General features: G+C 67.5%; 9 protein-coding genes. 6 read left to right on the plus strand and 3 right to left on the minus strand.

Features of this window, described 5'->3' with window-relative positions; genetic code table 11:
* Positions 1–77: 77 nt before the first annotated feature.
* From NFL01S_RS05700 to kstR, 3 genes are all read right to left on the minus strand, one after another.
* Positions 78–968, minus strand: coding sequence for a metal ABC transporter solute-binding protein, Zn/Mn family (locus tag NFL01S_RS05700; RefSeq protein ID WP_062972096.1), 891 nt, complete (start codon positions 966–968; stop codon positions 78–80).
* A gap of 222 nt (positions 969–1,190) precedes the next feature.
* Entirely contained in the window at positions 1,191–3,743 is a 2,553-nt protein-coding gene (gene otsB / locus NFL01S_RS05705; protein ID WP_062972099.1) for a trehalose-phosphatase, read from the minus strand.
* A 185-nt stretch (positions 3,744–3,928) separates the two neighbouring features.
* Positions 3,929–4,573, minus strand: coding sequence for a cholesterol catabolism transcriptional regulator KstR (kstR, locus tag NFL01S_RS05710; RefSeq protein WP_062972106.1), 645 nt, complete (start codon positions 4,571–4,573; stop codon positions 3,929–3,931).
* A 131-nt stretch (positions 4,574–4,704) separates the two neighbouring features.
* On the opposite strand from kstR, the gene NFL01S_RS05715 reads away from it, so the two are divergent.
* The 6 genes from NFL01S_RS05715 to NFL01S_RS05740 all read left to right on the plus strand — a co-directional run bounded on the left by NFL01S_RS05715 (position 4,705) and on the right by NFL01S_RS05740 (position 11,742).
* The gene (locus NFL01S_RS05715) at positions 4,705–6,891 is read left to right on the plus strand and encodes an acyl-CoA dehydrogenase family protein (RefSeq protein ID WP_062972109.1); all 2,187 of its coding nucleotides are present in this window, start codon (positions 4,705–4,707) and stop codon (positions 6,889–6,891) included.
* A 26-nt stretch (positions 6,892–6,917) separates the two neighbouring features.
* Complete coding sequence (locus NFL01S_RS05720) at positions 6,918–7,982, plus strand: acyl-CoA dehydrogenase family protein (RefSeq protein WP_062972111.1); 1,065 nt, start codon at positions 6,918–6,920, stop codon at positions 7,980–7,982.
* A complete protein-coding gene (locus NFL01S_RS05725) occupies positions 7,967–9,136 on the plus strand; it encodes an acyl-CoA dehydrogenase family protein (protein WP_062972113.1) in 1,170 nt (389 codons plus the stop codon). The genes NFL01S_RS05720 and NFL01S_RS05725 overlap by 16 nt, the downstream gene beginning before the upstream one ends.
* A 103-nt stretch (positions 9,137–9,239) precedes the next feature.
* On the plus strand, positions 9,240–10,127 hold the full coding sequence (locus NFL01S_RS05730; RefSeq protein ID WP_062972487.1) for a bifunctional MaoC family dehydratase N-terminal/OB-fold nucleic acid binding domain-containing protein: 888 nt from the start codon (positions 9,240–9,242) through the stop codon (positions 10,125–10,127).
* Complete coding sequence (locus NFL01S_RS05735) at positions 10,124–10,552, plus strand: MaoC family dehydratase (protein ID WP_033243993.1); 429 nt, start codon at positions 10,124–10,126, stop codon at positions 10,550–10,552. Before NFL01S_RS05730 ends, NFL01S_RS05735 begins: the two co-directional genes overlap by 4 nt.
* Positions 10,549–11,742, plus strand: a complete 1,194-nt coding sequence (locus NFL01S_RS05740; RefSeq protein WP_062972115.1) for a lipid-transfer protein — start codon at positions 10,549–10,551, stop codon at positions 11,740–11,742. Before NFL01S_RS05735 ends, NFL01S_RS05740 begins: the two co-directional genes overlap by 4 nt.
* Positions 11,743–11,953: the final 211 nt, after the last annotated feature.

Genomic DNA, 11,953 nt, shown 5'->3' on the forward strand with positions numbered 1-11,953 from the left:
CGGATGGTGTGCCGCGACCGTGTGCCGGCGCGGTTTCGCTCATCGGTTGCATCCGTTCGTCGCTCTCGGGACCGGGGTCAGCCGACGGCGTCGGCCAGTGCTTCGGCGTTGCGAGTCTGCCATTCCACGAAATCGAGGCCCGGGGGCAGTGTCTCGGTGACTTCGACCACCGGGATGCCGGCCGCGTCGGCTGCCGCCCGCAGATCCTGGCTGACCTTGTCCTCGGTCTGGACGTTGTAGATCAGTACGTCGATCTGCCGGCCGGTGACCAGATCGCGGGTCGCGGCGACGGCTGCGGGCGCGGGATCGGTTTCCTGCTCGATAGCTTCCTGGTACTCACGCGGAGTCCGGTCGACGGTACCGGCGTCCTGGAGCAGGTAGTACGCCAGCGGCTCGGTCTGCAGTACCGGCGTGCCCGGGTGTGCGCCGGCGGTCCGGTCGGTGAGGGTGGTGACCGCGTCGAGCCGGCCGGTGAACTCCGCGGCCCGGTCGGAATACCCCTGCGCATGCTCCGGATCGAGCTCGCCGAGAGCCGTGCCGATCTGCTCGGCTACCAGCGCGACGGTTTCCATGTCGTACCAGACGTGCTCGTTCGTATCGTTGCGGATCGCGCTGTCGCGGGTCGCGACGGCCTCGACGGCGCGTTGTCCGCGGCCCTCGATTGCCTTGGCCATGAACTCGTCGTAGTGGCCGCCGTTGTACACCACCAGATCGGCGTCGCTGATCTGGGCGGATTCGGCCGCGGAGGTTTCGTGGGAATGCGGGTCCGCGGCCGGATCGGAGATGATTGCCGAAACTTCCGCGTCCGGCCCGGCCACCGTGCTCGCGATATCTGCCCATACATTGGTAGATGCGACCACCTGGGGTTTGCCCGAATCGTCTCCGGTGGTACCGCAGGCAGTGAGCGCCGAGGCCGTCGCCACACCGATAGTGAGCAGTAAGGCGCTACGGGCAGATTTCAGTGACACGGCGTACCTACCAAAGAGGTTAATGGAAATCGTTTCCGTTTTACTTTAGCAGGAGGTCCTATCACCTCCGAACCGACCGTCCAGTGTCCATCGGCCGTGTCCGGCGCCTTCCATGCGGCTATCCACCCGTGGTGCTCCGCCGCGGAGGCCGGGCGCGGGCTGATCGGCCCATAGCGGCGGGTTCGCGCCGCCGTTACGGGCCGGGTGCACCGCCTTACCCGCTCAGGCGCCCAGCAACTGCGCGCAGCGGAGCAGGCCCAGATGGCTGTACGCCTGGGGATGGTTGCCCAGGGAGCGCTCGGCGACCGGGTCGTACTCCTCGCTGAGCAGGCCCGTCGGACCCGCCACGTCCACCAGCTGCGCGAACAACGCCTCGGCGTCGGACCGTTTACCGATCAGCAGATAGGCCTCCACCAGCCAGGCAGCGCAGAGGTGGAACCCGCCTTCGCCGCCGGGCAGCCCGTCGTCGTGGTGATACCGGTAGACGGTGGAACCGCTGCGCAGCTCGGCTTCCGTGGCGACAACCGTCGCCGCGAACCGGGGATCGGCGGGATCGATCAGGCCGCTGAGCCCGATATGCAGCGTCGCCGCGTCGAGATCGGTGCCGTCGTAGGCTGCCGTGTAGGACTGGACCTCGTCGTTCCAGCCTTTCACCTTCACTTCGTCGGCGATGGTTTCGCGCAACGGCAGCCAGTCGGCGTCGACCGGACGGTCGAACTTCTCGGCGAGCGTAAGCGCGCGATCCACCGTGAGCCAGCCCATCACCTTCGAGTACACGTGGTGGCGTGGGTTGCCGCGGATCTCCCAGATACCGTGGTCGGGTTCGGTCCAGCGGCGCTGTACCGCCGACACCATCGCGTGTACCAGTTCCCAATCCGCGTCCGGCAGGACTTTGCGGGGATCGGTGATGCCCTGCTTCTCCCGGGCATGGGCGAGGCTGGTGATCAAGTCCACGATGGGACCGAAGACGTCCAGCTGAACCTGCATATTCGCCGCGTTGCCCACGCGAACCGGACGCGATCCGGCGTAGCCGGGCAGCTGATCGATCACGGCTTCCGGGGGCAGCGTTTCGCCGTAGATGGTGTACAGCGGGTGCAGCCGCTCGGGGCCCGGCAGGGTTTCCAGCACCCGATGTACCCAGTCGAGATACTGCTCGGCTTCACCCAGGGAACCCAGCGAGACCAGTGCGCTCGCGGTCAACGCGGCATCGCGCAACCAGCAATAGCGGTAGTCCCAGTTGCGTACGCCGCCGATATCCTCGGGCAGCGAGGTGGTGGCCGCCGCAAGGATGGAGCCGGATGGGGCGTGTACCAGGCCGCGCAGGGTGAGCGCGGAGCGTTTCATCAGGTCCGGTTTCAGCGTCGGCAGATCCAGTGTCCGCGCCCATTCCGACCAGTACAGCTCGGCCATCCGGCGGCGTTCCGGTTCGCTGGTCGGGGCAGGGCCGAGATCGCTCGACCCGCACCGGAGTTCCAGGATGACCGGGCCTTGTGACGGGTCCACGACGGCGGTCGCCGAATCGTGCACGCCATCGCTGTGGATCTCCCAGGCGACACCGGGGGAGCGCAGTACCACCGGGTCGTTGGTGCCCCATACTCGCAGCCCGTCGCGTTCCACCTCGATGGATACCGGCACCTGGCCGAATTCGGGCCGGGGGCCGAAGGTCACCTGGGCCGAGGTGGTGCCGGTGATCACGCGGGTGAGGTCGGTCCGGTCGGGGTCCACATCGTGGGGGAGGTAATCGACGACCGACAGTTTCGCCCAGCGGGTCTCCACGGTCATGGTGCTGTCGATGTACCGCTGTGAGAGCGGCAGGCCGGGTCGTTGCGGGGTGATCGAGAAAAGTCCGGCGTCGAGGCCGCCCAGCAGATGCGCGAATACCGCCGCGGAATCCGGTTCGGGATGGCAGAACCAGGTCACTGTCGCGTCCGGGGTGAGCAGTGCCACCGAGCGCGGGCTGGCGAGCATGCTCAGACGTTCGATCGGCGGCGCGCTGGCACCCGCCAGCCAGGTCCGGCGCTCCTCCAGCAGGTAGGCCAGTGCGTGCGAGACCGCCTCGGTGCTGTCCACGCGGTACTTGGCCAGTGATTCGCCGTCGCCGACCTTGATACCGATATCGGGGCCGGACAGGACCCGGAAGGCTTTCTCGTCGGTGACGTCGTCACCGAAGAAGACCGCGGCCGAGGCGCTTTCCTGATGCCGCACGGTGCTCAGCGCGGAACCCTTGTCCGTGGCGACGACCGCGAGTTCGATAACGGCCTTGCCCTCGGTCACCTGGACACCGACCCAGGACGCCGGCCCCTGCCGGGCCTGGTCGAGCGCACGCCGCCCCACCTCCGGTGCCGCGTTGCGCACATGCAACGCGACGCTGGCAGGTTTGACCTCCACGGAGGCGCCGATGTTCTCCGCGGCGATCTTGCTCAGAGCCGTGACCACTTCGCGCAGCAGCTGCCTGGCGTCGTTGTCGATGGCGTGGACGAAACCCACGTCGAATTCCGAGCCGTGGCTGCCGATCAACTGCACTTCCACCGGCAGCCGGGACAGTGCGGCGAGGTCGCGTAGGGCGCGGCCGGAGATGACCGCGGCCGTGGTGCCGGTGAGCCCGGCCAGCGCGCGTAAGGCCCGGACGGACTCACCGTGCGGGTACGCCTTGGACGGATCGGAGACGATGGGCGCGAGAGTCCCGTCGTAGTCCGATGCGACCAGCAGCCGAGGCACGCGCGCGACTGTCGCCAGCGCTCGGCGGAGTTCCAGTGGCAGATCCTGTGCGCTCACGCATCCAACCTATTGATCGGAGTTTTCGTTAAGAGGGGGCGCGCATGACAATACTGTGTCATCATCGCCCGTCCGATTCGGCGGGAAGTGCGGGCGGTCGCCTGCGAAGCCCACACGGATCATGGTAGCCGCGGGTACGACCCGGTGGGGGTTTCGGCCGTTGCGGGTAAAGCGAGGTCAGCCGGTCAGGAGCGGTCGCCGAGCAGCAGGTCGACGGTCAATTCGAGACGTTCGGACACATCGGTCGCCGAGGCCCGGCGCGTGAGCCAGGCAACCAGGTTCGACAGCCATACATCGCTGATGACACGGGCGATGGCGAGCTGGCGTTCGGTGGGGTCGCCGTCGTTCATGGCGCGGGCGAACACCCGGTCCATCACCTTGCCGACCCGGTCCACCTCGGCGGCCGCGGACGCGTCGGCGAACATGAACGCACGGGTCATCGCTTCGGTGAGCAGTGGGTCGCGCTGCATCATGCGGGTGATCTGGGAGAGCAGTACATGCATCCGCTCCTCCGGCGATTTGCCGGCCAGCGGTTTGCGCTTGCCCTCGAACTGCTCGAATTCCCGGGCCAGAGCCGAGACCAGTAAGTGCACCTTGGACGGGAAGTACCGGTACAGGGTGCCCACCGCGACATCGGCGCGTTCGGCGACGGCCCGCATCTGCACCGCGTCGTAGCCGCCCTTCGAGGCGAGGGCCAGGGTTGCGTCCAGAATCCGCTTGCGTCGCTCCCGCTGAGCCGCCGAACTCAGTTCGTCCTCCCGCAGCGTGGTGACGGGCGCGACCGAGGCCGCGTCCGAATCGCTGGGCCGGGAACGGGAGGGGCTGGCCATGGAGGGGAGTCCTTTCCGTGACGTGGTCGAGCGCGAGCGCGGCCGGTGGGATCGTGTCTTGACTTCCGCCCGCCGTGGATATTAGAACATGTTCTAGGTGTGGGAGTCACGCCGGAAAGGCGGTATGGACTGTGACCATCGCCACCACTGACGAGCATAAAGCCGTTCAACAGTCGATGAACGGGTGGGCCGCAGCGGCGCAACCGATTGCAACAATGCGGGCCGGGACCACCGGCTTCTGGCGTTCGTACTGGCCAACGCTGACCGAGCTCGGAATCTTCCAAGTAGCGGTGGCCGAGGAGGCGGGAGGTGCGGGCGGATCGGTGACCGATCTGGCCGTTTTCCTCGAACAGGCGGCGCACGACCTGGTCGGCGGCCCCGTGCTGACAACCGCGGTGGCCGGCTACGTGACGGCCGGTGCGCTGCCGGAGGATCAGCCCTGCGGGATCGCGCTGGATACGGTCGTCGCCGAGGAGGGGGAACCCGCCGCGGGTTCGTTCGTGCCGCAGCTTCGGCCGTCCGGTGACGCGGACCTGCTCAGCGGAACCTGGGAAACGGTGCTCGGCGCCGAATCCGGTACTGCGGTGCTGCTACCGGTCGACACCCCGGACGGACGGCGCTGGTGCCTGCTGCCGCCGGATACGACCGGGCTACACCTGGAACCACTGGAATCACTCGACCTGGCGAGCCCGCTGGCCCGGGTGCGCTGCACCGATGTGCGGGTGGATGCCGCGGCGCTGTTCGCGCCTGCCTACGCGGTCGAAGATCTGCTGGTCGCGCTGGCCGTGGCCGAACTCGCGGGAGTGACCGGCTGGTGCCTGTCCACCGCCGTCGAATATGCGAAGGTCCGCGAACAGTTCGGCCGCAGCATCGGCTCGTTCCAGGCCGTGAAACATATCTGCGCCTGGATGCTGTGCCGGACCGAACTCATCCGGGCAGTGGCCGCCGATGCCGCCGCCGCGGTGGACACCGGTGCTGCCGAACTGCCCATCGCCGCCGCGATTGCGGCATCCATCGGCCTCGACGCCGCGGTGGAAACCGCCAAGGATTGCATTCAGGTGCTCGGCGGAATCGGGTTCACCTGGGAGCACGACGCGCACCTGTACCTGCGCCGGGCGGTAGCACTTCGCCAGTTGCTCGGTGGCGGGTCCTACTGGCGTAGCCGGGTCACCGAACTGACCCGCGCCGGCCGGCGGCGCACCACCGGTGCCGATCGCGTGTTCGCCGATGCGGCCGCCGTGGGCGGCACCGATACCGGCGCCGTCACCGACGAACTCGCCACCGAAGTGGCCCGGATCGCTGCCCTGCCGGCCGGCGAACAGCGCACCGCGCTGGCCGAGGCAGGCATGATCATGCCGCACTGGCCCGAGCCCTACGGTCGCGCCGCCGACCCGATGACCGGTCTGGTGATCTCCGAGGAGCTGCGCCGCGCGGGTCTGACGGTCCCCGATCTGACCATCGGCGGCTGGGCGATCCCGACCCTGCTGCAGCACGGAACACCCGAGCAGATCGAACGTTTCGCCTGGCCGACCTTGCGCGGCGAAGTGGTCTGGTGCCAGCTGTTCAGCGAACCCGGCGCCGGTTCCGATCTCGCCGCGCTGCGCACCAGCGCCGAACGCACCGAGGGCGGCTGGATCCTGCGCGGCCAGAAGGTGTGGACCTCGCTGGCGAAGGAAGCGAACTGGGCGATCTGCCTGGCCCGCACCGATCCGGCCGCACCGAAACACAAGGGCATCAGCTACTTCCTGGTCGATATGCGCAGTGCCGGGATCGATATCCGGCCGCTGGTGCAGATCACCGGCGAGGCACGGTTCAGCGAAGTGTTCCTCGACGAGGTGTTCGTACCGGACGACTGTGTGGTCGGCGCGCTGGGCAACGGCTGGAAGATCGCCCGCTCCACGCTGTCGGCGGAACGGGTCGCCATGAGCGGCAACGGTATCGGGCCCGCGCTGGAGGAACTGATCACCAAACTGCCGGCCACCGGGCGCGGTTCGGAACTGACCAACGACCGGCTGGGCGGTTTCGTCGCCGACGCGATCGCCGGACTGCTGCTGGAACAGCGTGCAGCGGTGCGGATCCTGGCCGGCGCCGATCCGAGCGCGCAGAGCAGTGTGCGCAAATTGGTGGGCGTACGGCACCGGCAGGCGGTCGCCGAGTTCGCGGTACAGGTGGCCGGCCCGGCCGGTGCGCGAACGACCGAGGACACCTCGGAATTCCTGCTCACCCGCTGTCTGTCGATTGCGGGCGGAACCGAGCAGATCCTGTTGACCGTGGCCGCCGAGCGGATCCTGGGCTTGCCCCGCGACGCGGCCGGCTAGTTCGTGCGACGACTGGAGAGCAGAACGTGGACTTCACCCGAGACGAAGCTCAGGAGGCGGTGGCCGAGGTCGTCGTCGGACTCCTGGAGCGACAGGCAGCCCGTGACAGCGCGCTGTGGCCCGAACTGGCCGCGACCGGACTGCTGTCGGTAGCGCTACCGGAACGGTTCGGCGGCGACGATATGGGTACCGATGCGGTATCGGTACTGCTGACCGAACTGGCCACCGACGCGGTGGCCGCGCCCGCGCTGCCCACCCTGGGTTTCGGTGTCCTGCCCCTGCTGGGTGCGGTACCGGAGAGTGTGGCGGCGGAGGTGTTCCCGGCGGTCGCCGAGGGCGCGGTACTCACCGCTGCCATCAGCGAGCCCGGTGCGCCGCTGACCACCGAGCCCACCACCAAGGCGGAGCTCTCCGGCGATACCGTGCGGATCACCGGATACAAGGTCGCGGTGCCGTGCGCGGATCAGGCCCGCTGGCTGCTGGTCACCACGGAATCCGGAGTCGCCGTCGTCGATGCGAAGGCGGCCGGCCTGTCGCTGGCGCCCTCCCCGGTCTCCGGCGGGCTCCCCGAATTCTCGGTGAAACTGGACGGAGTGGAGATTCCGGCCGACCGGTTGCTCGCCGATGCGGGCCCGCGGCTGCACCGAGTCGTACTCGCCGCCATCGGCGCCGTCGCCGACGGACTGCTGTCCGGTGCGGTGAAACTGACTGCCGCGCACGTGGGTACCCGGCAGCAGTTCAACCGGCCACTGGCCGAGTTCCAGGCCGTCGCCCAGCAGATCGCGGACCTGTACGTGGTCTCGCGTACCCTGCACGTCGCGGCGGTTTCCGCGAACTGGGCGCTCGGGCAGAATGCTCCGAGCCCCGAACAGCAGCAGCGGATCGACGACGATCTGAACGTGCTGGCCTATACCGTGGCCGCGGAATTGCCGCGCGCCATGCAGAAATGTCATCACCTGCACGGCGGTATCGGAGTGGATGTCACCCACTCCATGCACCGCTATTACTCACAGTCCAAGGACCTCGCCCGCTGGCTGGGCGGCGCCGCACTGCGGCTCGAACGATTGGGGGCAGGGTGTTCATCGATCTGACCAGCGAACAACGCAAACTTCGTGACGATCTGCGCGCCTATTTCGCCGATCTCGTCACTCCGGAAGAGTCCGCCGAAATGTTGGTGAACCGGCACGGCGACGCCTATCGCGCCGTGGTCCGCCGGATGGGCCACGACGGCTGGCTCGGTGTCGGCTGGCCGAAGGAGTACGGCGGGCACGGATACGGCCCGGTCGAACAACAGATCTTCTACAACGAGGCCTCCCGCGCCGATGTCCCGCTGCCGCTGGTCACTCTGCTGACCGTCGGCCCGACCCTGCAGAAGTTCGGCACGCAGGAGCAGAAAGAGAAGTTCCTGCCCGGGATCCTTTCCGGCGACATCCATTTCGCCATCGGATACTCCGAACCGGAAGCGGGCACCGATCTCGCCGCGTTGCGGACGAGTGCGGTCAAGAACGATTCCGGCGACTGGGTGGTCAACGGCCAGAAGATCTTCACCACCGGCGCGCACGAAGCCGATTACATCTGGCTGGCCTGCCGCACCGGTTCGGTGGAATCGCGGCATCGCGGGATCACCATCCTGATCGCCGATACCTCTGATCCGGGCTATTCCTGGACGCCGATCATCACCGCCGACGGCGCGCATCACACCAACGCCACCTACTTCGACGATGTCCGGGTTCCGGCGAGCATGCTGGTGGGGGAGGAGAACAAGGGCTGGCGGCTGATCACCACCCAGCTCAATCACGAGCGGGTCAGCCTGGGGCCGTCCGGCAAGATCGAACAGCTCTACGACAAGGTCCGTGATTGGGCGAAGCCGCGGTCGATCCTCGACGAACCCGAGGCGCAGCGTGCGCTGGGCCGCATCCACGCCATGACCCGGCTCAACGAACTGCTGAACTGGCAGGTGGCGGCCACCGCGGAAGATCCGGACACCGATCAGTCGCAGGTCATCGCGGATGCTTCGGCGACCAAGATCTTCTCCACCGAATCGCTGCAGGAAGCCGGTCGGCTGGCAGAAGAGATCGTGGGCCGCTTCGGCGACCCCGCCGATCCGGACACCGCGGAACTGCTGGGCTGGCTGGACCGGCGCACCAAACAGAACCTGGTGGTGACCTTCGGCGGCGGCGTCAACGAGGTCATGCGCGAACTCGTCGCCTCCGCGGGCCTGAAACTGCCCCGGGTCCCACGTTGACCGGGTTCGGCCGGAACCAGTGCCCCACCCTCTATCCCTAAGGAGCAGTTCCTTGCCGGATATCAGTACGCCGGAAGAGATCACCGCGGCCGCGGAGAAGATCATGGCGGCCGGCGCCAGCGCGCCCCGGCTCGGCCGGGACCCGGTGAACCAGCCGATGATCAACAACTGGGTGGAGGCCCTGGGCGATACCAACCCGGTGTACGTCGACGAGGCCGCCGCGAAGGCGGCCGGGTTCGACGGGATCGTCGCCCCGCCGGCCATGGCCCAGGTGTGGACCATGCTGGGCCTGGGCGGCCGCCGCCCGGCCGACGACCCCATGGAGGCCACCAACGCCCTGCTGGATTCCGCGGGCTACACCTCGGTGGTCGGCACCAACTGCGAGCAGATCTACCACCGCTACCTGCGGCCCGGCGAAGAGGTGAACATCACCAGCGCGCTGGACAGCATCGTTGGCCCGAAGAAAACCGGGCTCGGGGAAGGGTTCTTCCTCACCTACCGCACCAGCTGGTATGTCGGCGACGAACTCGTCACCGAAATGCTGTTCCGCATCCTGAAATTTGCGCCCGGTACCGGTGCGCCCCCCAAGCCGTCGGCCGCCGATCGCGTCCGGCCGCTGGTCTCCCAGGACACCGAATTCTTCTGGGAAGGCGCGAAAACCGGCGAGTTGCGTATCCAGAAGCTGCCCGACGGCACGCTGCGCCACCCACCTGTTCCCGCGATCTGGCAGGACAAGACCGAACCGGTCGACTACGTCGTCTCCTCCGGCAAGGGCACCGTGTTCAGTTTCGTCGTGCACCATGCCCCCAAGGTCCCCGGCCGTGATCTGCCCTTCGTGGTCGCGCTGGTGGAACTCGAGGAAGGGGTGCGGATGCTGGGCGAACTGCGCGGTATCGAACCCGGCGAAGTCGAGGTGGGACTGCCCGTTGTCGCCGATTTCGAAAAGCTGGACGACGATACGGTGCTGCCGTTCTGGAAGGTGATCCCGTGACCACAACATTCGATCCGGCGGCGATCGCGGTGGGCACCGAACTGCCCGAACTGTCGATCCACGCCGACCCGACGTTCGTGATCAGCACGGCCCTGGCCACCCGGGACTTCCAGGATGTGCACCACGACCGGGACAAGGCGATCGAGCGCGGTTCGAAGGATATCTTCGTCAATATCCTCACCGATACCGGCCTGGTGCAGCGGTTCGTCACCGATTGGGCGGGCCCGAGCACCGTGGTGAAATCCATATCGCTGCGACTCGGGGTTCCGCTCTACGCCTACGACACCCTGACACTCACCGGAAAGGTGACCGCGCGCGCGGGCTCCGAGGTGAACCTCGAGGTGATCGGCAAGGACAGCCTCGGCGACCACATCGTCGCGAAGGTCGTCATCGATATCGCGCGCTGCGGCGGAGGTACGGAATGAGCAACTCGGATCATCCACTGTCCGGCCGGGCCGCCATCGCGGGTATCGGCGCCACCGATTTCTCGAAGGAATCCGGTCGCAGCGAACTGCGGCTGGCCGCGGAAGCGGTGACCGCCGCACTCGCCGACGCCGGGCTCACCCCGGCCGATGTCGACGGCCTGACCACCTTCACGATGGATACGAACCTTCAGGTCGCGGTCGCGCGGGCCACGGGAATTCCACAGCTGAAGTTCTTCAGCCATATCGGCTACGGCGGCGGCGCGGCCTGCGCCACCGTGCAGCAGGCAGCGATGGCGGTGGCCACCGGTGTCGCGGATGTGGTGGTGGCCTACCGGGCATTCAACGAACGCTCGGTATCGCGTTTCGGCCAGTTCTCCACCTCGCTGGCCGCGGCGCCGACCTCCTCCGGGATCGACGCCGGGTGGTCGTATCCGCACGGCCTGGGCACACCTGCCGCGCAGGTCGCGATGGTGGCGCGCCGGTACATGCACGTCTACGGCGCGACGAGTGCCGACTTCGGGAAGATCGCCGTCGCCGACCGCAAACACGCCGCGGTGAATCCGAACGCCTTCTTCTACAACAAGCCGATCACCCTAGAGGACCACCAGAGGTCGCGCTGGATTGCCGAACCGCTGCATCTGCTCGATTGCTGCCAGGAATCCGACGGCGGGGTCGCGATCGTGGTGACCAGTGTGGAACGGGCCCGCGACCTGCCCAATCCGTCCGCCGTGATCACCGCTGCCGCCCAGGGCAGCGGGGCCGACCAATACGTGATGACCAGCTACTACCGCGATGCGCTCACCGGGCTCCCGGAAATGGGGCTCGTCGGTGACCAGCTGTGGGAACAGAGCGGTTTACGTCCCGACGATATCCAGACCGCAATTCTGTACGACCACTTCACTCCTTTTGTGCTCATGCAGCTCGAGGAACTGGGATTCTGCGGCCGCGGTGAGGCGAAGGATTTCATCGCGAACGGGGCGATCGAAATCGGTGGAAAGCTACCGATCAACACCCACGGCGGACAATTGGGTGAGGCGTATATCCACGGGATGAACGGTATCGCCGAAGGGGTCCGGCAATTGCGCGGAACCTCGGTGAATCAGGTCGAGAATGTGGAGAACGTACTGGTCACCGCCGGTACCGGGGTGCCGACCTCGGGTTTGGTGCTCAGCGCCGACCACGCCGCCTGAACCGGTACCGGGCGGCCGGAGCGAATACACGAGGTCGCCCGGTACCGGCGGTGGGTCAACGGTGCGGGATCCGCCCCTGAGCTGAACCGGAGCGAGGGTTCGGCCCCCAGTCGGGCGGTATCGCGGTGCACACGCCGGCTCCGGCCGAAGGCGCTATTCCGGTTCGATTGTTCCTCCGGAGCCGGCGGCGTAGGCGCCGTCCGGCGCGGGC

It is taken from the genome of Nocardia flavorosea NBRC 108225 (genome assembly GCF_001613385.1).
In the GTDB taxonomy this organism is placed as follows: domain Bacteria; phylum Actinomycetota; class Actinomycetes; order Mycobacteriales; family Mycobacteriaceae; genus Nocardia; species Nocardia flavorosea.

What these genes read in the sequence shown, in the direction of transcription:
- kstR (WP_062972106.1), bottom strand. Translation starts at nt 4,573, where the DNA reads ATGGCCAGCCCCTCCCGTTCCCGGCCCAGCGATTCGGACGCGGCCTCG.
- NFL01S_RS05730 (WP_062972487.1), top strand. Translation starts at nt 9,240, where the DNA reads ATGGCGGCCGGCGCCAGCGCGCCCCGGCTCGGCCGGGACCCGGTGAAC.
- NFL01S_RS05740 (WP_062972115.1), top strand. Translation starts at nt 10,549, where the DNA reads ATGAGCAACTCGGATCATCCACTGTCCGGCCGGGCCGCCATCGCGGGT.